The organism is Collimonas pratensis (assembly GCF_001584185.1).
GTDB classification, from domain to species: Bacteria; Pseudomonadota; Gammaproteobacteria; order Burkholderiales; family Burkholderiaceae_D; genus Collimonas; species Collimonas pratensis.
The window spans coordinates 1101208-1125982 of the sequence record NZ_CP013234.1; the positions used below are offsets into that span (position 1 = coordinate 1101208).

Below are 24775 nucleotides of genomic sequence, written 5' to 3' on the forward strand. Positions count from 1 at the left end.
ATCATGCAATCAGCAATGCAATTTGCAGGACCGGGCCGGAGCTGACAAATTTCAAAAAAAAGGATGCTGAATTGACCGATCATTACACTCGCCGGCTGGCGCTGCTAGGGCAAGAGCAGCACCGCGGCCTGCTGGGCCAGGGCTTGCGCGGCATCGAAAGAGAAACCTTGCGCGTCGACGGCGACGGCCGTCTGGCGCTGACGCCGCATCCGCGCGCGCTCGGCTCGGCGCTGACGCAGCCGCAGATCACCACCGATTATTCGGAATCGCTGCTGGAGTTCATTACCCCGGCCGAGCATGATATTGCGACGGCGCTGGCTGAGCTCGACACGATCCACCGTTTCGTCTACAGCAAGCTGGGCGACGAGCTGCTGTGGAGCCAGTCGATGCCGGCCCACCTGCCGGCGGAAGAGCAGATTCCTATTGCCTGGTACGGCAGCTCGCACATGGGGACCTTGAAGCACGTCTACCGGCGCGGCCTGGCGCTGCGCTACGGCAAGCGCATGCAATGCATCGCCGGCATTCATTACAATTACTCGCTGGCGGACGGCGTGTGGCAAACCTTGCAACAAGCCGAAGGCGCCAACGGCACGGCCATGCACTTTCAATCGGAAAGCTATATCGCGCTGGTGCGCAATTTCCGCCGCTACAGCTGGCTGCTGATGTACCTGTTCGGCGCCTCGCCGGCACTATCCAAGTGTTTCCTGGACGGCCGCGACCACCGCCTGGACGAGCTGGATAAAGACACGCTCTACCTGCCATACGCCACCAGCCTGCGCATGAGCGACCTCGGCTACACCAGCGAAGCGCAGGCGCGCCTGACGCCGCAGTTCAACAGTCTCGACAGCTATATCAAGAGCCTGGCGCGCGCGGTCAGCCAGCCTTATCCGCCGTATGCGGAGATCGGCACGCATCGCAACGGCGAATGGGTGCAGATCAACACCAACATCCTGCAAATCGAAAACGAGTACTACTCGACCATCCGGCCGAAACGCGTGATCAATTCCGGCGAACGGCCGATTCAGGCGCTGTCGGCGCGCGGCGTGCAATATATAGAAGTGCGCTGCATGGACATCGACCCCTTCGAGCCGATGGGCATCAACCTGGAAACCTCGCGCTTCCTGGATGCCTTCCTGCTATTTTGCGCGCTCGACGACAGCCCGCTGACCAGTGATGAAGAAAGCCTGGAAAACACCGAGAACTTCGCCCGTGCGGTGAAGGAAGGGCGGCGTCCCGGCCTGCAACTGCGGCGCGACGGCAATCCAGTCGGCTTGCAAACCTGGGGTAAGGAGCTGCTGGAGCGGATTAGCGCGGCGGCCGATTTGCTCGATGCCCAGCGCAGCGACGGCGCTCACGCGGCATCGCTGGCCAAGCAAAGCCTCAAGCTGGATCAGGTCGAACTGACGCCTTCGGCGCAGGTGCTGGCGATTTTGCGCGATAACAAGGAATCGTTCGGCAGCTTTGCCCTGCGCCTGAGCAAAGAGCATGCGGCGTATTTCCTGGCGAATCCTCCCAGCCCGGAAGAACGTAACTATTTCGAAACGCTGGCGGCGACATCCTTGTCTGAACAGGAAAGCCTGGAGCGCAGCCAGACCGGCGACTTTGATACCTTTGTTGCCGCTTATCGGGCCAGCACGCTGGGTAACATGAGCGTTTAGGCAAGAGTAAGCATGGATCAACCCTCGGCGCTGTCGGCCGGGGTTTTTCATCATGCTCGTTCACCGATAACTTTCCTTTGCTAGCGGCCGGGGCCTATTCAGCGTCCTTGGCGCCGCTTGCATTCATTTTCACCTGCCTCGTCTTTTTCTCTTAGCGTCTCTCGTAGACAGTCCCACTGCATTCTCGGCAGTGGAGTGACACGCTAACTTCATTTCAGATGTGTCCCTTGACATTCATAACCGTTTGGTTATGATTGATGCATGTGAGGCAGCAGTCTCACAAAAATCAACACCAAGTTCACACAGGCAAGGATAGGCAATGCACGCAGAACCGACAGCTGTTCTAAAAATCCTGTCCGATCCGACCCGGCGCGCAATTTTCGAGCGCTTGAGCAGAGATGGCGAAATGACGGTGCGCGCCTTGACCGATCCGTCTGGCGTATCGCAGCCCGCCATTTCGAAGCACCTCGGCGCGCTCAAGCTGGCCGGCCTGGTGCGCGGCCGGCGTGACGGACGGGAAACGTATTACAGCGCCGAACCGAAAGCGCTGGCGCCACTGATTGACTGGATCGATTTTTATTCGACCTTCTGGAATAGCCGATTTGACCGTTTGGAAACCCTATTGAAAAGGATGGATCAATGATGCAAGCCACAGATACCAAAACGCTGATTGTAGAGAGAGAAATGCCGCACCCTCTGGGAAAAGTCTGGCGTGCGCTGACGCAGAGTCCGCTGATCGAAGAATGGCTGATGGAGAATGACTTCAAGCCGGTCGTCGGCCACCGTTTCGATCTGCGCGCCGAGTGGGGCGTGGTCGAGTGCCAGGTGCTTGTGGTCGAACCGAACGAAGCGCTGTCTTACACGTGGGAAGCCATGGGTCTCAAGAGCGTCGTCAGTTGGACTCTCACTCCGACCAGCGGCGGCACCCACCTGCGCATGGAGCAATCGGGCTTCCGGCCAGACCAGCAGCAAGCCTACGCGGGCGCCAAGTACGGCTGGCAGAAATTTTTCACAGATCTGGAGCGCGTGGTGGGAGACCTGGCGTGAACCGCGTCACACCATCGTTCCGCTAGAAAAATAGAGAAAAGCAGTCGCCATCCGGCAGCCAAACAGATCTGCAACTTCGAGGACAAGAACATGAAAAAAATGGACGCAAGCTTAGGTTTGCCGGCATCGGATCTCATCTCTGCAAAAATAGCCGGACTCGGAGACTGGCGCGGGGAAACGCTAGGCAGAATGCGCAAACTCGTGAAGGAAGCAGACCCGGACGTCATCGAAGAGATGAAGTGGGGCGATACGCCGGTCTGGTCGCACGACGGCATCATCTGCACGGGTGAATCCTACAAGAAGGTCGTCAAGCTTACCTTCGCCAAGGGCGCGTCGCTGAAGGATCCGGCGCCGCTCTTCAATTCCAGCCTCGACGGCAATGTACGCCGCGCGATCGATATCCACGAAGGAGAAGAAATCGACGAATCTGCTTTCAAGGCGCTCGTCCGCCAGGCGATTGCTCTCAACAGTGCAGGCAAGGCGAATCCTTCGAAGAAAGCGAAATCTTAAAGGGCCTGGATATGGGGAAACGTCACCCGCCGCAAACCGCGCCAGCGGATGGAGCTTCTGATCCAGAAAATGTAGCTCTGCTTGGTGGGCAAGCTACAATTATGAAACGCAAACGCCAGAAATAGGCGCAGCGGGTTGCGGTTTATATTGCGTTAAGCCTCGCGCAGGCCCACACACTTCAGGAGAGTTCATGTTTGACCATGTCAAATTCGGCGTCAGCGACTATGCAGCGAGCAAAACGTTCTTCCTCAAGGCACTCGAGCCGCTCGGCATAGCTGTTGTCTCGGAGGGACCGCCGGCCTACGGTGTCGAGCTTTGTCGCCCAGAGGACAAGACTTCATTGTGCCTGTTTCAAACCGAGGAGCGGCCGGCGCATCTTCACTTGGCGTTCATGGCCGAGACTCGCAGGCAAGTCGAAGCTTTCTATCACGCGGCTCTGGAAGCGGGTGGTAAAGACAATGGCGCCCCTGGCCTGCGCCCGCACTACCACGCCAACTACTATGCAGCTTTTGTCATTGGTCCGGACGGGCATAATATCGAAGTGGTTTGCCAGGGGCCTGAAGCCTAAGCCTTCCATCGAGGGGGACGTCAGCAAGCCATCATCCTGCCACTTGCCTTAGACCCCAGATGACTCCGTCTATGATCCCGATCAAGATGATCTGGTGACTATCGGGGAACGGGAATTTTTCCGGCACTATTTTCAAGAAGTTCAATCGAAGAAGAGCGTGACTGGGCAACTCGGTCCAAATGGTGATGGGCGAGTTGCGCCTATTTTAACTATCCCAGTTCAGGAGAGCCAACATGGTCAGCAAAAACACGATTTGTCTCTGGTTCGACGGCGCCGCGCTGGACGCCGCCAGGTTCTACGCCGAGACCTTCCCGGACAGTGCAGTGGGAGCAGTCCATCGCGCGCCAGGCGACTATCCCGCGGGTAAGGAGGGCGATGTCCTGACGGTCGAGTTCACTGTGATCGGCATTCCGTGTCTCGGCCTGAATGGCGGATCGGGGATCAAGCACAGCGAAGCATTCTCGTTCCAGGTCGCGACCGACGACCAGGCCGAAACGGATCGCTTGTGGAATGCGATTGTCGGCAACGGCGGCCAGGAGAACGCGTGCGGCTGGTGTCGGGACAAATGGGGCTTGTCGTGGCAGATCACGCCACGGGTCCTGACGGCCGCGTTCGTCGATCCTGATCGTGTTGCGGCCAAGCGTGCGTTCGACGCCATGATGACAATGCACAAAATTGACATTGCGGCGATTGAAGCGGCTTGGCGCGGCTGAGGCTATCGCTAGGTTCCAGCGGATACCGGTCGGCTGCTTCTGGCCGATGGCGGGGCGTCGGTAAGCATGCGTGACTTCAAAACAGTTCTTTCTGGCCGCCCACCAGCGCCGCAAAACTATCGTCCAGAAACGGCAAGATCGCATCCGCCAGCGGCTGTAGCTGGCGACTCAGATAATGATCGTAATCAATCGCCGAGCGCTGCGTTTCCAGCGGCTCGGGGCCGGCCGTGGTTATCACGTAACTGATCCAGCCGCCGTTCTGGTACTGCAGCGGCCGGCCTTGCGCCTGGTTGAATTCGTCAGCCATGCGGGCGGCGCGCACATGCGGCGGTACGTTGCGCTGGTAGGCTTCGAGTGGCCGCCGCAGCCGTTTGCGGTAGACCAGCAAGTCGTCGAATTCTCCGTGCAGCGTCCGGCTGACGTAGTCGCGCACATAAGACTGGTAGGGTTCGCGCTTGAAGATATGTTGGTACAGCTGCTGCTGGAATTGTTTGGCCAATGGCGTCCAGTCGGAGCGTACCGTCTCCAACCCCTTGTACACCATCTCTTCCACGCCGTCGGCATTGACGATCAGGCCGGCGTAGCGCTTCTTGCTACCCAGTTCGGTGCCGCGGATGGTGGGCATCAGGAAGCGATGGTAGTGGGTGTCGAACTCCAGTTCCAGCGCGCATTCGAGACCCAGGGTTTGCTGCAGATGCTGACGCCACCAGTCGTTGACGTCTTGCGCCAGCGCATTGCCGATCTGCGTCGCTTGCTGCTCCGTATGCGGCTGTTTCAACCAGACGAAGGTGGAATCGGTGTCGCCGTAGATCACCTGGTAACCCTTGGCTTCGATCAGCTCGCGCGTCTTGTGCATGATTTCATGACCGCGCATGGTGATCGACGACGCCAGGCGCGGATCGAAGAAGCGGCAGCCGGTCGATCCCAGCACGCCGCAGAAGGCATTCATGATGATCTTCAGGGCTTGCGACAGCGGCTGGTTACGCTGGCGCTTTGCCGCTTCGCGCCCTTGCCAGATCTGGCTGACAATCGCCGGCAGGCTGTGCTTGCTGCGCGAGAAGCGGGCGCCGCGGAAGCCCGGCACGGAATCCTCGCCGGCAGGATGGCGCATGCCTTCGATCAGGCCGACCGGATCGATCAGGAAGGTGCGGATGATGGAGGGGTAAAGACTTTTGTAATCCAGCACCACGACCGAATCGTACAGTCCCGATTGCGAATCCATCACAAAGCCGCCCGGACTGGATGCGTCCGCGACCTCGCCCAGGTTGGGGGCAACATAGCCCTGGCGGTGCATATGCGGCAGATACAGGTGGCCGAAGGCGGCCACCGAACCGCCGCTGCGGTCGGCCGGCAAGCCGGTGACAGCGGCGCGCTCCAGCAGGAAGGGCAGCAGCTCAGTCTTGGCGAAGATGCGCGTCACCAGCTCGCAATCTTTCAGGTTGTAGGTCGCTAGCGCCGGCTTGTCTTCGGCGAAACGGCGGTCGATTTCCGCCATGCGCTGGTAGGGATTGGTGATGGACTTGCCTTCGCCCAGTAAATCCTGGGCGACATATTCCAGGCTGAAGGAGGGAAAATTCCACATCGCTGATTTCAGCGCTTCGATGCCGTCGATGATCAGGCGCCCGGCGGCTGAGGCGAAATGATGGTTCGGTTTGAAACCATGCTCGCGCCACTCCATCTGGCTGCCGCCGCGGCCGATGCGCAACGGTATCTTGTATTGCTCGGCATGCTTTTGCAGGACGCGCAGGTCGAACTGCACCAGATTCCAGCCGATGATGGCGTCGGGGTCGTGCCGCTCCAGCCATTGGTTCAACTTTTCCAAAAGAACAGGGCGGCTGTCGCAATACTCCAGGTCAAAGTCGATCCCGCCGGCATCGCCGTTGGGCGGCCCCAGCATGTAGACCTGGCGCTGGCCGCAGCCTTCCAGGGCGACCGAGTACAAGTCGCCGTGCGCGGTGGTTTCTATATCGAGCGAGACCAGCTTCAGCTGCGGACGATAATCAGCCGCCGGCTTCATGTAACTGTTGAGCATCGGCCCGCCGGCGTTCGCATCGCCGGCAAACCAGACCGGTGCGGTGATGAAGCGCTCCATCAGATAGCGTTCCGGCGGACGGATATCGGCTTCGTAGACATCGACGCCGGCTTCCCGCAACTGTTTCTCCAGCTTGATCAGCTGGCGGTGCTGCTGCAGATACAGGCCTAGCACCGGACGGCAATGGAAGTCAGTCAGCTGCAGCGGGCGCAGCTCGCAGCGGCGTTCGTTGCGCAGCACGCTGTCGGCCTGCTGCCGCTGTTCGGCCGGAATGAATGCCACCGATTCCTGCGCGGACAGGCGAATGTGCCGCGGACCGTCGTCGGTCGCCAGCCAGAACTCGACTTCCGTGCCAGTGGGAGTATCGCGCCAGTGTCTGGTCAGAAGAAAACCTTGTTGTGCCACGCTACTACCTTTTCGAGCTGCTTATTGTGATTGAGGCACCGGCGCGATGCGGGGATCGGGATGTGCGGTAATACATTCCCGATTATCCAAGATTTCAACTGCGCCAGCACGCCGGGCGCGGCGGAAGTTTACCTGGGTTCCCTTTAAAAGAAGCATGGCAGCGTTGATTGCATGGCGCGGCGTGTAATATGTGCTGGATTGATGAGTGAGCAGCTCTCGCAATCCATAGTTATTGACAATCACATTAATAGTTTTAAATGTAATTTAGATTGCTTGCAATTTAATTTCGAGCATTATATTATTCAAAGCATGGAAACCAGCAAACACCAACTGCCGACTGCAAGCATCCCGCCTGAATTACTCGGCCCGGAAAGCCTGCTGCTGGACAACCAGCTGTGTTTTGCTTTGTATTCGGCATCGCTGACCATGACCAAGATCTACACGCCGCTGCTGCAAAAAATGGGCCTGACCTATCCGCAGTATCTGGTGCTGCTGACCTTGTGGGAGCGCGATGAAGTCACGGTGTCTACCCTGGGCGAACGCCTGTTTCTGGATTCTGGCACCTTGACGCCCTTGCTCAAGCGCCTGGAAAGCAGCGGCTTTTTACGCCGCCAGCGGGCGGTGCATGATGAGCGCCAGGTGATCGTCAGCCTGACCGCGGCCGGCCGCAATCTGCGCAATGAAGCGCAAGCGATACCGCTGCACGTGAGTTGCAGCGTCGGTTGTTCGCTGGATGAAGTGAAGATGCTGACCCTGGAGCTGCAGCGCTTGCGCGCAGCGATGGCGGGCAACATCGGGTAAGGTAGGTGATCATGAGGATGTCGTCTTATGAAATAAATTGTTAGCAATATAATTGTGTAGTCTGTATTTTTGTTTGAAGCTTTTCATTCTTGCGTCATCTAAGTGTTGTACTTTTTATCCGGATCGTCAGTAGGGCCGACTGTGCTGATCCAAAGGATTTTTCAAACGGCCAATAAAGGAAATCATCATGTCAGTCGAAAAAGTTCTGTACCGCGCCCAAGCCACTGCAACCGGAGGCCGCGACGGCCGCGCTGTCTCATCGGACAACGTGCTGGACGTCAAGTTGACCACGCCGAAAGAACTGGGCGGCGCCGGCGGCGTAGGCACCAATCCTGAGCAATTGTTCGCAGCCGGTTATTCGGCTTGCTTCATCGGCGCCATGAAATTCGTCGCTTCGCAAGAAAAAATCAGCTTGCCTGCCGACGTGGCGATCACCGGCCTGGTCGGCATCGGCCAGATTCCAGGCGGCTTCGGCATCGAAGTCGAACTGCAGATTTCCCTGCCAGGCATGGAAGCCGGCGCGGCGGAAGACCTGGTGAACAAGGCGCACAAGGTTTGCCCTTATTCCAACGCCACCCGCGGCAATATCGACGTTACCCTGACCCTGGTGTAATGCAAAAGGGCGAATGGCAGAGGTCATTCGCCCTGTGCTGCAAATAAAGCTAATACGCTGAGGTTTGCCTTACTGCTGACTACGTCTTTGACAGGCTGCCGCGATGTATTGGGCAGCCTGGTCGTTTTCCACGCCGGGCAGGTTTTGCAGCAGGCAAGCTTGATAGGTTCTTTCGTCGCTCTGCAGGAAAGCGCCTTCTTTGTACAGCTTGCGACAGGCGTTGACAATCATATCCGAGGCCTGGCCGGATTTTGCATTTCGCAGATACTGCAGCACGCATTCGTCATATTGCTGGCTATCGAACGCCATTGCGGGCGCTGCTGAAAACGCCATCATGGCCAAGAACACATATGTCGAATATTTCATAGGCTGCTCGTCAGTCGCAAAAGTCGGGAAGCTTAGAGTATATATATCGGCAGTCGGACACGACTGCAATATGATTAATTTTTCATGAAGAGCCTGAGCTAGGGGCGCGGCGTTTGTCCGGGCGGAGAACTTGCGCAACAATGCACTGGCGCCGGGTTTGCGTTGTAAGCTGGACGGACATGCGGCAAGCATCAGCGATAGCCGTTGCCGCAGGAAATGCGATCGCCTACTCTGCCTGCACCGGCGTCAGCACTTCACGGCTGCCATTAGTCGCCACCGAAGAAACGATGCCGGCGGCTTCCATCTGTTCCACCAGCCGCGCGGCCCGGTTGTAGCCGACGCGGAACTGGCGCTGCACCGAAGAGATCGACGCGCGCCGGGTGCGGACGACGAAGGCAACCGCTTCGTCGTACAGCGGATCGGCTTCCACATCCTGGCTGTCGCCCAGCAGGTCGGCGCTGGCGCCTTCGGCCGGCACGCCGGCGAGGATGGCTTCTTCGTATTCCGGTTCGCCAAACTGTTTCAGATGCTCCACCACGCGATGTACTTCCGCATCCGAGACAAAAGCGCCATGCACCCGTTGCGGATAACCCGATCCCGGTGGCAGGAACAGCATGTCGCCATGGCCGAGCAAGGCTTCCGCACCCATCTGGTCGAGGATGGTCCTGGAGTCGATTTTGGACGATACCTGGAACGCTACGCGGGTCGGGATATTGGCTTTGATCAGTCCGGTGATGACGTCGACCGAAGGCCGCTGCGTCGCCAGGATCAGGTGGATGCCGGCGGCCCGGGCTTTCTGCGCCAGGCGGGCGATCAGTTCTTCGATCTTTTTGCCGGTCACCATCATCAGGTCCGCCAGCTCGTCGATGATCACCACGATCAACGGCAGAGTAGACAACGGTTCCGGCGCATCGGGGGTAAGCGAGAAGGGATTGCTGACCTTCTTGCCGCGCAGGTTGCCATCGCGGATTTTCTGGTTGAAGCCGGCCAGGTTGCGCACCCCCAGTGCCGACATCAGCCGATAGCGCTTGTCCATCTCGGCAACGCACCAGGTGAGCGCGTTGGAGGCCAATTTCATGTCGGTGACGACTGGCGCCAGCAGATGCGGAATGCCTTCGTAGACCGACAGCTCCAGCATCTTGGGATCGATCATGATCAGCCGCACTTCTTCGGGCGTGGCTTTATAGAGCAGCGACAGGATCATGGCGTTGATCGCCACCGATTTGCCGGAGCCGGTGGTGCCGGCCACCAGCATGTGCGGCGCTCGCGCCAGGTCGGCGACGATCGGCTTGCCGGTGATGTCCTTGCCCAGCGCCAGTGTCAGGTGCGATGCCGAATCCTGATAGGCGGGCGATTCCAGTATTTCCGACAGCCGGATCATTTGCCGCTGCGGATTAGGCAACTCCAGCCCCATGCAGGTTTTGCCGGGGATGGTTTCTACCACCCGGATCGAGGTCAGCCCCAATGCACGTGACAAGTCTTTCATCAGGCCGACGATCTGGCTGCCGCGCACACCCAGCGCCGGTTCCACTTCAAAGCGTGTGATCACCGGGCCGGCATCGGCGCCCAGCACGGTCACTGGCACCTTGAATTCTTTCAGGCGCTGTTCAATCAGCAAGCCGGTTTCCGCCAGGCGTTCTACCGGGATCTCGATCGTTTCATTGAGCGCCGGATCCAGCAAGTCGAGACCGGGTAGGTCGATCCGCAGTTCATGCAAGGGTTGGAATGTGAAGTCGGCTGCGCCATCATCAAGCGTGGCGGCGGACGCCCCGGCTGGAACCGGTTGCGGCGTCATATAGGCAGTTGGCGCAACGGCGGCGGCAGGAGGGGCAATTGCGGCTTCAAAGGAAGCCGGCCGCATCTGCAATGCCGGTTCCGGCTGTTCTCCGCGGCTTTGCGGCAAGCTGGCCAGGCTGTTGACGGCGCAAACATCTGCAACGGCGCTTGCTGTGTCCGGCAGCGTTGCAATCTCCGGCTTGCCGGCAAATTCCATTGCGGATGCAAGCGGTGCTGCCGCAGGTGCAACGCCAGGCATCGCGATGCCATCGTCTGCCAGCGGCCGGGAGGCCGCAGGAACCGCGCTGTCTGCGGCAAGCGGCGCGGATGGGCGGGTGCTGATGATCCTGGTTTGCGGTGCAGGGCGATTCTGGCTGCGCTCGCTTTGACGGCTGTGCATCGCGTCCCTGCGCGCAGCGCTGGCGGCGCGCGCCTGCTGCGCCATCTTTTCGCGCGCCAGCATGGCTGGCGTCGGGATGATGCGTTCTACTGTCGCCCATTCGGCCATGCTTCTGGCTGAGGCCGGCATCTCGCTCCGTTTGGCCGGGATATTTGGCCGTTTGCCTGGAACCTCAGGCTGCTCAGAAGCCGATGGCAACTGCCAGGATTTTCTGCTGCGCGGCGGCGCAGCAATGCTTTCGCGCGCACGCGCCGGCCGCACTGTGGAGTGCATGGGCGGCGTCACGGCTGTTGCCGCGCGCGCCTCACGTGGCGTCTCGGCTTGCTCGGCCTTGCCAGGGAAAATGCGCCGCAGCGCCGGATGGATATTGCCGGCCGCAGCCAGCCAGCCGCCGCCGAACAGCCAGGATAGCGCCAGGATGCTGATGGCCAGCATCACCAGTACGCCGACGAAGCCGCCCAACAGATTCATCAAGCTTTGTGCAATCGCATAACCAGCGTGATCGCCATCGGGAGGACCGGATTCGCTGGTTCGCAAGACGGCTTCCAGCGCGCTGCTGCCGCATAGTATCAGCACGGTTCCCAGCCACAGGCGGATCGAGCCGGGGCCGCGCAGCACCCTGGCACCCGAGCGCCGCGCCTTCAGTACACGAACCAGCATGGGAGCCAGCCAAAGCAAGGACCATCCGAACCAACTGAAAACTGCTATATGCATACTCAAATTCAACGAAAAATCAACGTCCGGAAAGCGTGGTGCTTGCGCAAATCATGTTGCGGTACCGCAGGTCGCCCTCAGTGCCGTTCGGCAAGGGCGACGTGGCAGAGGTTTGTCTGACGTATTGAAATCAAAGTAGGTGATATTAACCGAAAAACACGTTGCCGTTTCCCTCCGAGTTGCTGCTTAATAACTTGTTTTTATGTAAATCAATATGCAAGGAAAATGCTGCCGCCACGGATACGCATTACCGAGTTTGGCAAGCAAGTATCAAAGTGTACTTTTCCACGTGATTCCAGGGCTTGCAATTTACAAATGCTGCAAAGCGCAATAGCTGTCTGCAACTAACGCCATCGTCTTATTAAAAGCAGCGGCAATCTCTCTCCATCCAAACCCTGGCTTGTCTTTTTACGACAGTCGCGACGTTTTTCCACAATTTGTTGTCTCAATTAAGTAACTAAATATTGCAATTTGTAACAATGCAAAATATTTTGTAACAAAAAGTATTATTTTTAGTATAGATTAAACACGCGGTGAATTGGCGGTTGGCAATCAGTTGCGCCAAGGCACCGCGTTGTCGTTAGCGGCACAGAAAAATAAATAGTGTGGCCGACGGCAATTCCGGGGAGGACCAGATGAAGAGGAAGACCTTCTGGTGAAGTGTTTGGTTTGTCCGTCTGCAGGAGCTTGAGCAGAGACGTCAAAACGCAAATTACATCGTCCACAAGGCGATCTAATCGGCCTGGTTTGATTACACAAATAATTAAATTATCAACTCTAAAAACGATAGGGGGTTTTGCTTATGATCAAGGAACGAAAACTGTCACAGTCATTACGGCTTGCATTTTTTACCGGCGGCGTGGCAATGGGAGTAGGCATGATGGCGCCAGCCGTACATGCGCAGGAGACAAACGATGACAAACCGATGGGACGGGTTGAAATCACCGGTTCGAACATCAAACGGACACAGCAGGAAGGACCCGCGTCGACGCAAATCCTGACGCGCAAGGATATCCAGCAATCGGGCAAGACATCGGTCGCCGATGTCGTCCGCAGCCTGTCGGCCGACAACAACGGCTCCATCAGCGGTTCATTCACCAGCGGCTTCGCCGGCAGCGCCTCGGGCGTTTCGCTGCGCGGCCTGTCGGTCAATTCGACGCTGGTGCTGATCAACGGCCGCCGCACTGCACCTTACGGCCTGGGCGACGACGGCCAGCGCAGTTTTGTCGACTTGAATTCAATTCCGCTCGGCGCCGTTGACCGCATCGAAGTGCTGAAAGACGGTGCTTCTGCTATCTACGGTTCGGATGCGATCGCCGGCGTGGTCAACATCATTCTGCGCGAAACCTTTGAAGGCAAGACCATCTCCGGCTCACTCGGCACTTCCGGCCATGGCGACGGCACCTTGCGCAGCGTATCGGGCACTTTCGGTTTCGGTAATCTGGAACAGGACAAGTACAACTATTTCTTCAGCATCGACGCCAAGCAGAGCAATGCCATCTGGCAGAAAGACCGGCCGGAATATCTTGGTACTGCGGATGCCCGTCCGTGGGGCGGCCGCGACCAGCGCGGCGGCGCCACCACCAGCAGCAATACCGGCGGCAGCAGTTTCGTCGGCACGGTGCGTCCGGTCGACGCCAGCGGCAATCCGATTGCCGGCCGCGGCATCCAGAATCTGCCGGGCTGCGCTTATATCGATCGCAGCACTTCGATCAATTCCGGCGGCGGCTGCCTGTGGGACCCGATCCAGGGCGGCTATCAGGCGGTGCAGCCGGAAACCCAGAATATCAACCTGTTCGGCCGCGGCACGCTGAAGCTCGGCAATGACATGCAGGCTTATACCGAACTCGGCTTGTTCAACTCCCAGGCGAAGACGGTCAATACGCCGTCCGGCCTGACCGGCACCGGTTTCGACTTGATCAACAATCGTGTGGTCAACACCAGCACCGGTCCCGACCAGCTGCTGATGCCGATCGGCCATCCGGACAACCCGTTTGCCAACAATGCCGCCCGGCCACGCTGGTCCGATCCGAATAATCCGCGCCGCTCCGATCTAGATACTACCGTCACGCGCCTGTTGGTAGGTGTGAAGGGAACATCATACGGCTGGGATTACGATAGCGGCATCCTGTACGCACAGAGTAAAACCGACCGCACCCAGAACGGCTTTTACCGCGCCAGCGCGTTACAGACAGCGATGAACAACGGCTCTTTCCGTATCGGTCAGGCTGGCGTATTGAATAGCCCGGCGACAATGGCACTGGTTTCGCCAGAACTGAAAAATTCGGCGACCACCAAGCTTGCCTTATGGGACTTCAAGGGAACCCGTGAATTCGGCCAGCTGCCGGGCGGTCCGATCGGTATCGCGGTCGGCGGTGAACTGCGCCATGAGTCCACCGACAGCCAGGCGACGCCATATACTGACATCAGCGATATCGTCGGCCTGGGTTACGCTGCTGCCAGGTCTTCCCGCAATATCAGTTCTCTGTACACCGAACTGGCGTTGCCGGTGATCAAGCAGCTGGAATTCCAGCTGGCCTTGCGCACTGACCAGTACTCTGACTACGGCAATTCGACCACGCCGAAGATCGGATTCAAGTTTACGCCTATCCAGCAGTTGGCTTTCCGCGGCACTTATGCGGAAGGTTTTCGGGCGCCGGGTCCGGCGGAAAGCGGTGACAGTGCTGTGTCAGCTTTCACGACTTACACGAATGATCCGGTGCGCTGCCCTGTCACCAAACTCTCGGCGGACTGCCAGGATGGTAAGAACATCGGCGCTGTGACGGTTGGCAACAAGAATCTGAAGCCGGAAAAATCGCAAAGCTACAGCCTGGGTTTCATCCTGGAGCCGATCAAGAACACCAGCATTTCGGTGGATTACTGGCGCATTGTCCGCAAGAACGAGATTACCGGTTCTGATCCGGACGCCATCATCAACGATCCTTCACGCTTCCCGGATGCAATCATCGTGCGTGGCGAGCCGACTTCGGATTTCCCTGGACTGGTTGGCCCGATCCAGCTGGTCAAGGCGCCGTACATCAATGCGGGTCAAACCCGCACCAGCGGCGTCGACATCGATTTGCGCAGCCGTTTCGACTTGAGCACTTATGGCCGCCTGACCACTGGCTTGACAGTGTCGCAAATGTTCGAGTTCAAGCGTACCACCAACGGAGTCACGCAGAATTTTGTCGGCACCCATGGCGATAAAAACCTGTCGGGCAATGGCGGCACGCCGCGCACCCGAGCCTCGGCCTCGCTGGCCTGGGATCGCGGACCGTTCAATGTGACGACTTCGCTCAATTATGTCAGCGCGATTGAAAACAAGAACGAAACCGGCGGTCCATGCCTGAACGTCGATCCGGCCACGGGCAAAGCCTTGACCAACTGCCGCATAGCGTCGTTCACCACGGTCGACATGTTCGGCCGCTGGGACGTGAACAAGCAATGGCAAGTGACGGCGGCAATCGCCAATCTGTTTGACCGCCTGGCGCCGCTGGACGTGCAAACCTACGGCCGCATCAACTACAACCCGTCGCTGCATCAGTCCGGCGCGGTGGGCCGCTACTTTACGGTGGGTGCCCGCTACACCTTCTAAGTGCTGTAACCAATGGGTAGGAGCTTTATACGCCAGTGAGATTCGCTCTGCTGGCGTTTTTTTTGTTAGTTGAATGTTGCCGATTTTGCTTAGCCTTGCTTATTGGCTGCTACATTGCATTGGCAGGACCGCCAGTGCGATCCTGCCGCTGAGGGCCGATCAGTGAGGGAAACTGACCAGGCGCGCCTGCATTGCCGATGACAAGCTCAGGTCAAAGCGGCCACCACTCGGCAAGGCCTTGATGTCAAACGTTGCACTGCCGTTTTGCAAGCCGTTGCCGAGTACGGTCTTGGCGCCGCTAGCCGAGATATACATCAACGACAAGAACGGTTCCAGCGCCGCATTCCAGGTGACGGTCAACTGTCCGTTCTGGACCGTCCAGCCAACCGCCGACGCCATTGCCTGGGCGTTGCCGGCAGCGGCGCTAGCGGCTTTCACACGTTGCACCTGGCCAGGCTGGCGCATGGCTTGCAGCTGTCCGTTGCGCAAGACGTCGATGCTGGCGATCTCGCCGGGATTTGGCAAGCTGACCCAGAAATGGCTGGTTTTATCGCTGGCGTCGGCGACGCTGACCGGTTCAAACGGCAAGTTGTAGGTCTGGCCCGACACGGTAAGCACGCGCAGTGCATAGCTTGATTTGGCGGTTGCCGTATCGATGCGCAACTTGGTCGCCGAAGCCGACGCCGGATGCAACAGCACGCCTTGCGCCGTGATTTCGCCGGCGATGGTCAGGTAGCCATCCGGTGCTGCGGCTACGCCGGCGGCGGAGTTCAGCACCAGCGGCTGCGGAATCGCGGCAGTGCGCGACTCGGCGAACTGTTGTGCCCGGACGTAGCTGAAATCGGAGAACCATGTGCCGCCGCAATAACCCATGACATCTTTCATTTGCGTGTTGTTTGGCGTCAGCGGTGCGCTTAGCGTGCCGATCTGGGTGTCGCTGTCATACAGGCTGTTGTAGACCGCGAGCGCGCTCAGGTCAGCATTGTTGTTAGGGTAGGCCGGGTCGGGATCCGAGGCACCGCCGCAGGGGGCGTGGCTGAGAGAATGATTGTGGCCCATTTCATGCACCATGATGGCCTGCCATTGCGGCCAGTTATTGTTGAACGGGTCGCCCTGGCCGGCGCTGCTGCTCCAGTCCAGGCCGATCGCCGCCACCGAAGAGCTACCGCCGTTGCTGCGGCTGCCTACATAGCCGAGGCCGGCTACGAATGAACCGGGGATCGGCGTGTACATCGGCACCAAGCCATAGTAAAAGGCATTCTTGTCTTCCGTTTCACGCGTGCTTTCCAGCTGGGTCAGTGCGGACGACCAGCTCATCGCCGTGGTGCTGCTTGCGCCGCTGATGGTCAGCGGCGCACGGCTGGTCACCGCGATATTGCCATTGGCATAGGGGTAGACCCGCGCCAGCGCTTTTTGCACATCCGACAGCGAAGGCGGCAGGACGCCAGTGGCGCCGCCAACGGTCAGCGGCACCAGCACCACGTGCATGCTGGTCGGCGTGCCAACTACTGGCGAGACGTCCTGGCTAGCCGGGCTATTGCTGGCGCCTGCGGCCACCTTGATGCTGACTTTGACGCCAGGCTGGACCCAGGCTGCCGGCAAGACGGCATTGAAAGTGTTATTCAGGTTGTAGTCGTCTTTTGCTGTAGGCAGGCTGGCCGGGCCGCTCATTGCGAGAGTGCCAAGCGCCACGCCAGCCTTGCTGGTGGCGGACAGATTCACCAGTGGGCTCTTGGCGCCGGCGGCCGGCGCCAGCACGGTCGCCCGAACCAGGGCCGGACGGCCTGGGGTGAGGCGCAGCGTCAGATCGCTGGCGCTTTTATCGAATACATGAACAAAATCGACGCCGCTGATCCACAAGCCGACATTGCCTGTGTTGTCGATGGTGCCGGCATTGATAGCTGCCTGACCAGGGCGTTCAAGGTCAGCGTGCCGCTGCTTCCCAGCGCAACGCTCAGCACCAGCTGCGTATTGCTGCTGCTGACGATGGTGGTAGCTACGTTGCCTACGGTAGCGCCGGTGACGTTGCTCAGGTTGGTTCCGGTTACGGTCAATATCACTGTGCTGCCGCTGCTGGTGGTCTGCAGGGCTGTTGCAGTGACGGTCGGCACCACCGAAAATACGCCGGCGCTGACCACTTCCTGGTAGGGATCCACCACTGTCAACGGACCCGAGGCAGCGCCTGGCGGCACGACGAAGCTGACCGTGCTGCTGGAGGCGGCGGTGACCGAGGCCACCGTGCCATTCGCAAAGCGGATATCCGTCACCGCCGCCAGGCCGCTGCCGTTAATCGTCACGCTGCTGCCGACGATGCCGAGCTGCGGCAGTACGGCGACAATCGACGCCGGGCGATAGCTATGGAGCTGATAGGAAGTATTGACCGGTGCGCCATTGACGATCAGCGTCAATGTGCCGAAAGTCGGTTGCGCCGGCATGGTGAGCGTCACCGCGCTGCTGGAGTTGCTGACGATCGCCAGGTTGGCGCCGGCCAGCTGATAAGCACTGACCAGATCGAGATTCTTGCCCTGGATCGTGAAGTTGGCGCCGACGGCCACGTTGCTGGCGGATACGTTGGTGACCAGCGGCGCCGGTAGGCTGGAGACAAAGGTGGCCGACGACTGCACTGAAAACCCCGGGCCGGAAACAGTGATCACGCCGCTGACCGGGGTGGCCGGGACGGTAATGGCGATCTGGCTATCGCTGACGATAGAGAAGGTGACTGCAACGTTGCCGATGCTGACCGCCGTCACTTTTTGAAAACCGCTGCCGCTGACCGTCACGACTGAACCGGCGGATGCGCTCGCGGCCGACAGCGCGGCAATACTCACCGCAGCAGCCGGGGACGGTGCAGCAATCGAGTTGGGCGCAGCTGCTGTGTTGTCGCCCGACCCACCGCCACCGCCGCAGCCGGCTTGACTTAACGTGACGCCAATCAGGATGAGAGCGAGCTTATATGTATGGCTTTTCATTGCTAAATGCTGCCTTTGAGAAAACTTAAATTACGCGATTTAACTGCAGAGGTACGTTAGTGGCAGCTAACTTCTTTGAAATTTCCGCATGGAAATATTGGGCGTGATTGTAAGTGCGAAAGATAGCGGCAGTAAAGCATTGCGTATTTGAGTTGTTGTTGGATGGGAATTGACTTGTTTGGCTCTTCGATGCTGTGCAATCGAAAGTTCGAGCGGACTTGCTTAGCTGCAGTCCCACAGCTGTAGTTGGATGCAAGAGTGCTTCCGGCACTCATGCGGCGGTATTGATGACTCGGCCGTATAGCTGGGTCGCGATGTTGATCATGCTTGTCGCGAAGGTAGGGAGTTGGCGATGCAGAAGAAAACGATGTTAAAAAAGAGCCTCGAAAAAAGCGAGTCCTGATTTACAGTCCTATAGACGCTACGCGGCTCATCACACATTCTTGATAAGACGTTGTAAACGACCGCGTCTGGCGACTATAGACCTTTAGGTAATGCGACACTAATTCAGTGCCGGTTCGCTGAGAAGAGTTAGATGTCGATTGCCGAATTGCCGCGCAATAACTCGCGTAAATCCTTGTCGCGAATGAGCGACCAGATTGCGGCTATGAGGCATCCCAGAATTAGTCCGATCAGTACGCCGATTATTTTTTTCGGATATGCCGCGGGTTTCGGTACATAGATCTCAGTTACGGCCTTTGTATTGAAAGTGCGGTAGGGACTGAGCTGTTCATCAAGACTATTGATTTGATCTCGGAAGGCGCGTGTTTCCGTATCATTTGATTTCAGCATAGAAGCCAGCAAGATACTTTCTGAAAACTTCCGTTCAATTGTCCCGGCACTATTTGCTTTTTTGATCGGTTCGAGGATGGCGCTGCGCTCGTCTTCGATCTTTTTCAATGAAGCAGTTACATCAGCCAGATTATTTTTCAATTTGGTAACGGAGGGGGCAGAAGCATTGCATGCTCGTTCCGCAATATCTGAAACGCTGCTGATAAATTTGCTTGCGCTTCTTCAGGTGAATAACCACTGACTTTCATTTCTAGCAAATTTCCGCCCTTTGCGAGGGTTGCAGTCAGCGTTTTTTTTATGAGCGCGCTGCGATCACTTTTTGATTCGTCAGACGGCAGGTTTTGCGATTGCAGTACCTCTGTCACAAAGCTGGAGAACTTTATGCGTTGGACGACTTATTTGGATCTGCCAGTAAATTCGAGGGTCCGCCAATCTGGCCGATTTGCAGCAGCATAGTTGCCGGCCATTGTTTAGGAATGGTGTATGTCACGCCCAGTGCGACTAATGCTCCTAATAACCCAAAGGTCAGAAAGCGCAACGTATGACGTTTTAAAATGTTAAGTAAAGTTGGTTTCGATGCTGGCGAATTTGTAGACGGCGTCATTGATGGCTGAAGACTCTATGATTATTGGCAAATGCTCACATAATGGTACAACAGCAAGAGTCTTGAAGATATATGTATGACAAATTTTAACTAACTTAATATGCCGCATTTGCGTCACCATTATTGCTTTATTCGCAATGTCGGCGTTTCAAACCTGGGACTGCTGGGATGGACTGCGGTAAGAGATCGTACGGCTGCGTCGCAGCATTTGCGTGGCGGGATTACGGGCTTGTGCCATGCCAAAAATCTTTTGGTTGGGGACACAATGATGAAAAAGTGGCGCAGAAGTTGTTGATTTGCGCCGAAAACTGACCCACTTAGCTGGATAATTTGCATCGAAAATTGACCCACGTATAGACCACAATCCTACTCAATATAGTGAGTGGGAGATTGGAGTGATCGACGTGGCATTATTAGGCATTATTCGACGCTGGCACCTTCGTGACCAGGTCTCCTTGAGGGAGATCGCCAGGCGCTTGGGGATCTCCAGAAACACCGTCAGACGCTATCTACGCTCAGAAATCGTAGAGCCGGCTTATCGGGATCGACGCACTCCCAGTGCTCTTGATCAGTACGCCTTCAAACTTTCATCCTGGCTTAAAACCGAAGCGACAAAGTCTCGAAAACAGCGGCGCAGCTTAAAACAGATCCATGCTGATTTATGTGAGCTAGGCTTTGAAGGATCCTACGACCGGGTTGCCGCCTTTGCGCGACAGTGGCGAGTGGATCAGTTGGATAGGGTCAATTCTGCAAGCAAAGGGACAACAAGGGGCAAGTAAGCTCACGTTCGATGCGGTATGTATGAAAATTGGAGCTAGCCGCGGGGCCATAACCTATAACTTCCCCACAAAACGAGACTTGGTGGTTGCCATGATTGATCACATGTTCGAGCACACGAGAAGCCTGGTCGAGCAAGCGATAAAAATGGAAAAAGATGTGCCAAATACCATTCTAAAGTCTATGGTACGTTTGACCGCAGATGTATCCGGGCGGATGAAAGATTTTTCACAAGGACTCTTTCAGAGCGCCGTCGCAGAAGAGCCTAGCGTAATAGAGCCATTCTCCCAGTTCTATGGTGACTATTGGGCAAAAATCGTCGAGGAGGCACAAGATCCAGTTCGGGCTTTAATGATCTGGACGTCCGTGGAAGGTCTGATACTACTTGATAGTTACAAACCCCCCCCGTATACACACGAGCAGCGAAACGCATTGGTCGAATTATTACTTGTTGAAGCTTCGCATGCCTAGCCAGTAGGAAGGCAATTTGAAAATTCTTCGACAAATACGATTGAATCGTATTTGTCGAAATAAATGGATATGGAGCTAAGTCGTACTAGCATCCGGTAACATGAAAATTTGTTCCACGCTAGATATATTAACAACCAATGTTTCATGTTAATACCCTCCTTAAAAACCAAATGCAGCCCATGAAAAATGCAAAGGATGTAAGTGAATATGTCAGAAACGCGAACAGGCTGTTGGACGTAGTCAAAATTCAACTTGGACTCCAAAACGATGCCGCGCTCTCACGTTGTCTAAAAGTGCCCCCGCCGGCCATCAGCAAAATTCGGCACGGCAATTCGGTTGTAAGTGCGTCCCTTTTGATCGCTCTTCACGAAGTCACTAATTTATCAGTTGCTGAACTGAAGCGTGCTTTGAGCTCGAGTACTCCTTGTGAGTATAAGAATGAGTGAGTTGGATCTTGATTTGTGCTCATTCTTGTCTCGTCTTTGGAGTGAATCCTCGGGCCGGAACAAGGTTGTTTGAAGAATGAAGCCGCTTGCAAAGCCTTTTGTGCCTCAAATTGATTGGGTTGTTCGGAAATTTGCAGATCCAAATATAACTTCCGTTCACTTCGGCTTCATGACCGCCTGGGTATTTTAGGAGAATCAATTCGAGGCCTTCTCCTTGACTCTGGGCATGCGTTCCACGTTGACACTACTGCGCGAGCTCGCGACGCATTGCGAGCATGGTTCGCAGGTGCGCCTCGGGAAGTGCAAGTTGCATGCGACTCGGAAACAGATTTTCGTTTCCTGGTCAATTTGCTTGGCGTACCTCGGCCGGCAAATCTGGCTGCATCCTATTTCGATCTCAGGCCATTAATCGACACAACAATTTACGATCAAGCCGCGACTGCTTACTATCAAACTGACAACCGAGTGCATCATGCATTGACCGACGCACGTGCCTATCAACGAGGCTGGCTTGCTTGGATGGATGCCCAGAAGAAGGGCTAACAACTTGATAGCCGAATGGGTTACCTACGCTTCCTATCCAAACTTCCGGTTCCAGTGGAAAATAGAGGCTCCGGCCACGATAAAGGTACTGTCTTGCCACACAAGAGAATAGGAACCATCGCGCTCGACGCCGATGGCGTTTTGCTGAACTTCCATGAAGCCTACCGGCAAGCGTGGCAGCGAGCATTCGGGATACTGCCTGCAGTGCTTGATCCCCAAGCGTACTGGCCTATTGACCGTTGGGAAGTTGAACGGCTTGATGGTGATCGACTGGCGCATTTCCGCAAGTATTTTGATGAGAATTTTTGGTCCACTGTGCCGGCAATCGACGGCGCCGTCGACGCTTGCCTGAGACTGAAGGATGCTGGTTACGAGTTGGTGTGTGTCAGCGCGGTGGAGCAGAGCTTCCAGGCGGCACGGCTGCAAAATCTGCGTGAGTGCGGCTTCCCAATTGAGCGCGTAATCGCTACGGAAGGGATCGCGGAAGAAATTAACCCTAAGGCAGCCGCACTACGAGAGTTACGGCCGCTCGCATTCGTCGACGACTACTTGCCTTATTTACGCGGCTTGCCGGCCGACATTCATGCGGCCCTGGTGCTCCGAGAACTCAACGGGAGTCCTAATGCAGGAGAGGAGGTGGCATTATCCCACTCCCAACACCTGAATCTGGCAGAGTTCGCATCCTGGTGGTTGAGCAAAGACCGCTAAAACGAGAGTCAAATTCGAAGGCATACATGCCCACATCTGATCGGCATGGGGATGGTCGCGAATTCGGATGAGGAGTTTTATGTTGAAATTCCGTATCTAGATAGCGAATGCAGCGATTTTGTGCGAGGGACGGTTGGCTTTGCGGCATTGGGGGCTAACATTGCAGCCAACGCAGTTGTGGAACAAAAATGGCGAACGCTTAACCTTCGATGCCGCCGCCCAGCGGCGTTTCCCGCTATAAAAGCGATAGTGACCATTCAACCAGGACCGTCCATGGACCGACTCAGTGTGATGAGATTGTTTGTCGATGCCTCGACGCTAGGTAGTTTTTCCGCGGCGGGGCGCAAGCACGGCTTGTCGCCGGCGGCCTCCAGCGCCGCCATCCAGCGCCTTGAAACAACATTGCGGGTCAAGCTGTTCGAACGCACCACGCGCCGCCTGCGGCTGACCGAGGAAGGCCAGCTTTACAAGGAATACAGCCAGCAGGCGCTGGAGCTGATGGACCAGGCCGAGCAGATGCTGCAGGCGGGCAAGAGCCTGGTGCAGGGCACAGTCAGGATTTCAGCGCCATCGGACCTGGGGCGCAATCTCTTGTTCAGCTATCTTGACCAATTCCAGCGCCGGCATCCGCAGGTGCAGTTCGCCTTGTCGCTGACCGATTCCACCGCCAACCTGGTGCAGGACGATATCGACCTGGCGATCCGCTACGGCATGCCGCCCGACAGCGCCATGGTGGCGCGGCCGCTGCTGCCGAACCGGCGCGTGGTCTGCGTCGCGCCGGAATGCGCGGCGCACGTCGGTGTGCCGCAGACGCCGGAGCAGTTGGCCAGCCTGCCGACGCTGGTGCTGCTCAACGTCGCCGGGCCGATGAACGAATGGCGCTACCGCGCCGGCGGCAAGCCGAAATCGGTGCGTGTCAGCCACTACCAGCAGAGCAACGATGGCGAAATCATTCGCAAATGGGCTTTGCTCGGCCACGGTTATGCCTACAAATCGCTGCTCGATATCAGTGCCGATTTGCGGGCTGGCCGGCTGATCACGGTACTGGATGAATTTTTCACCGAAAGCGCACCACTCAACGTGCTGTATCACCGTAGCCGTTTTCAGCCCCCGCGGGTCAAGCTATTGATAGAGTTCCTGCAGGAGCGCTTCGCTGCCAGCGCCGCTGACTCGGGTCAGGCCGAGGCCGGCGGATAGTCGGTATACCCGGCACGCTCGCCGCCGAACAGGGTGGCACTATCATGGCCAGCCAGCGGCAGCTTCTCTGCCAGCCGCCGCGGCAGGTCTGGATTGCCGACGAACGGCCGACCGAACGCCACCAGGTCCGCCAAACCTTGCTCCAGGATCCGCGCCGCACGGTCGCTGTCGTAGCGGTCGGCGACGATAAGGCTGCCGTTGAACACTGCACGCAGGTCGTGGCGGAACTGGTCGGGAATGGTGGGCGCATCGTCCCAGTCGGCTTCCGAAAGATGGATGTAAGCGATGCCGAGGCGGTCCAGGCCGGCGGCGGCGTGCAGGATGGCCGGCACGATTTCGGGATCGGCCATGTCCTTGAAGGTAATGTAGGGCGCAAGCCTGATGCCTAGCCGGTGCGCGCCGATTTCGTCGGCCACGGCGGCCGCCAGTTCCAGCAGGAAGCGGGTGCGGTTTTCGATGGCTCCGCCGTACTGGTCGTCGCGCTGGTTGGAGACGGTACGCAAGAACTGGTCGACAAGGTAACCGTTGCCGCCATGAATTTCGACGCCGTCGAAACCGGCCGCGATAGCATTTGCCGCGCCCTGCCGGAAATCGGCGATCACGTCCTGGATTTCCGCCACCGACAGCGCGCGCGGCACCGGACAATCGACCATGCGGCCGATGCCGTCGTCGCCGACGATCCAGACCTGGGTGCCGCGCAGCTGTATCGCCGAGGGCGCCACCGTCCTGGAATACGCCATGCGAGACACGGCCGACATGCCACAGCTGCAGGAACATCTTGCCGCCGGCGGCATGCACGGCATCGGTGACCAGCCGCCAGCCGGCCACCTGCTCTGCATCATAAATGCCTGGCGTGAAGGAATAACCCTGGCCCTGGCGCGAAATCTGGGTCGCTTCGCTGACGATCAGGCCGGCGCTGGCGCGCTGCGCATAATATTCCGCCATCATGGTATTCGGAATATCGCCCGGTTGCGAACTGCGGGCGCGTGTCATGGGCGCCATCACGATGCGGTTGGAGATTGCAGGCTGCCCAGTTGCGCCGGGGCGAACAAAGCGTTTGCCAAAGTCAT

General features: G+C 57.5%; 18 protein-coding genes and 2 pseudogenes. 13 read left to right on the forward strand and 7 right to left on the reverse strand.

What is annotated here, in order from left to right; genetic code table 11:
* The first annotated feature begins 71 nt into the window (after positions 1-71).
* From gshA to CPter91_RS05005, 6 genes are all read left to right on the forward strand, one after another.
* Positions 72-1658: a glutamate--cysteine ligase gene (gshA, locus tag CPter91_RS04980; RefSeq protein WP_061937734.1), complete on the forward strand. Its 1587-nt coding sequence runs from the start codon at positions 72-74 to the stop codon at positions 1656-1658.
* Positions 1659-1977: 319 nt separating this feature from the next.
* Positions 1978-2301, forward strand: coding sequence for an ArsR/SmtB family transcription factor (locus CPter91_RS04985; protein ID WP_061937739.1), 324 nt, complete (start codon positions 1978-1980; stop codon positions 2299-2301).
* A complete protein-coding gene (locus tag CPter91_RS04990) occupies positions 2298-2705 on the forward strand; it encodes an SRPBCC family protein (protein WP_061937742.1) in 408 nt (135 codons plus the stop codon). Before CPter91_RS04985 ends, CPter91_RS04990 begins: the two co-directional genes overlap by 4 nt.
* A 90-nt stretch (positions 2706-2795) precedes the next feature.
* Complete coding sequence (locus tag CPter91_RS04995; RefSeq protein WP_061937744.1) at positions 2796-3215, forward strand: DUF1801 domain-containing protein; 420 nt, start codon at positions 2796-2798, stop codon at positions 3213-3215.
* 190 nt (positions 3216-3405) lie between these two features.
* Entirely contained in the window at positions 3406-3783 is a 378-nt protein-coding gene (locus CPter91_RS05000) for a VOC family protein (RefSeq protein WP_061937747.1), read from the forward strand.
* A 233-nt stretch (positions 3784-4016) separates the two neighbouring features.
* Positions 4017-4496 (forward strand): VOC family protein, encoded by a 480-nt coding sequence (locus CPter91_RS05005; protein WP_061937750.1) that lies wholly within the window; start codon positions 4017-4019, stop codon positions 4494-4496.
* Between the two features lie 76 nt (positions 4497-4572).
* Here CPter91_RS05005 and CPter91_RS05010 read toward each other — a convergent pair whose 3' ends face one another.
* Complete coding sequence (locus CPter91_RS05010; RefSeq protein WP_061937753.1) at positions 4573-6933, reverse strand: DNA polymerase II; 2361 nt, start codon at positions 6931-6933, stop codon at positions 4573-4575.
* Positions 6934-7242: 309 nt separating this feature from the next.
* Between CPter91_RS05010 and CPter91_RS05015 the strand changes: the two genes are divergently transcribed.
* Entirely contained in the window at positions 7243-7734 is a 492-nt protein-coding gene (locus tag CPter91_RS05015; protein WP_082792616.1) for a MarR family winged helix-turn-helix transcriptional regulator, read from the forward strand.
* Between the two features lie 187 nt (positions 7735-7921).
* Positions 7922-8347, forward strand: coding sequence for an organic hydroperoxide resistance protein (locus CPter91_RS05020; RefSeq protein ID WP_061937756.1), 426 nt, complete (start codon positions 7922-7924; stop codon positions 8345-8347).
* A 69-nt stretch (positions 8348-8416) separates the two neighbouring features.
* Here the strand turns inward: CPter91_RS05020 and CPter91_RS27115 are convergent, their stop codons facing one another.
* Positions 8417-8905, reverse strand: coding sequence for a VF_A0006 family four-cysteine protein (locus CPter91_RS27115; protein ID WP_205631655.1), 489 nt, complete (start codon positions 8903-8905; stop codon positions 8417-8419).
* 34 nt (positions 8906-8939) lie between these two features.
* Positions 8940-11549, reverse strand: a complete 2610-nt coding sequence (locus CPter91_RS05030; protein WP_236905933.1) for a DNA translocase FtsK — start codon at positions 11547-11549, stop codon at positions 8940-8942.
* A 931-nt stretch (positions 11550-12480) separates the two neighbouring features.
* Between CPter91_RS05030 and CPter91_RS05035 the strand changes: the two genes are divergently transcribed.
* Entirely contained in the window at positions 12481-15198 is a 2718-nt protein-coding gene (locus CPter91_RS05035) for a TonB-dependent receptor (RefSeq protein ID WP_236905934.1), read from the forward strand.
* 159 nt (positions 15199-15357) lie between these two features.
* On the opposite strand, the gene CPter91_RS05040 is transcribed toward CPter91_RS05035, so the two are convergent.
* The 3 genes from CPter91_RS05040 to CPter91_RS05050 form a co-directional block, all read right to left on the reverse strand.
* Positions 15358-17058 carry a hypothetical protein gene (locus CPter91_RS05040; RefSeq protein WP_061937768.1) on the reverse strand — a complete coding sequence of 567 codons (1701 nt, stop codon included), beginning with the start codon at positions 17056-17058 and terminating at the stop codon, positions 15358-15360.
* On the reverse strand, positions 17001-18167 hold the full coding sequence (locus tag CPter91_RS05045; protein WP_061937772.1) for an IPT/TIG domain-containing protein: 1167 nt from the start codon (positions 18165-18167) through the stop codon (positions 17001-17003). The genes CPter91_RS05040 and CPter91_RS05045 overlap by 58 nt, the downstream gene beginning before the upstream one ends.
* 531 nt (positions 18168-18698) lie before the next feature.
* Complete coding sequence (locus CPter91_RS05050; RefSeq protein ID WP_150119624.1) at positions 18699-19100, reverse strand: hypothetical protein; 402 nt, start codon at positions 19098-19100, stop codon at positions 18699-18701.
* Between the two features lie 858 nt (positions 19101-19958).
* On the opposite strand from CPter91_RS05050, the pseudogene CPter91_RS25570 reads away from it, so the two are divergent.
* The 4 genes and pseudogenes from CPter91_RS25570 to CPter91_RS05070 form a co-directional block, all read left to right on the forward strand.
* A pseudogene (locus CPter91_RS25570) lies at positions 19959-20327 on the forward strand (helix-turn-helix domain-containing protein); the annotation flags it as partial.
* Between the two features lie 37 nt (positions 20328-20364).
* On the forward strand, positions 20365-20811 hold the full coding sequence (locus CPter91_RS05055) for a TetR/AcrR family transcriptional regulator (RefSeq protein ID WP_082792618.1): 447 nt from the start codon (positions 20365-20367) through the stop codon (positions 20809-20811).
* Between the two features lie 1004 nt (positions 20812-21815).
* Entirely contained in the window at positions 21816-22508 is a 693-nt protein-coding gene (locus CPter91_RS05065) for an HAD family hydrolase (RefSeq protein WP_150119626.1), read from the forward strand.
* Between the two features lie 273 nt (positions 22509-22781).
* Positions 22782-23705 (forward strand): LysR family transcriptional regulator, encoded by a 924-nt coding sequence (locus tag CPter91_RS05070; RefSeq protein WP_061937781.1) that lies wholly within the window; start codon positions 22782-22784, stop codon positions 23703-23705.
* Here CPter91_RS05070 and CPter91_RS05075 read toward each other — a convergent pair.
* A pseudogene (locus CPter91_RS05075) lies at positions 23684-24775 on the reverse strand (alkene reductase). The gene CPter91_RS05070 and the pseudogene CPter91_RS05075 overlap by 22 nt on opposite strands.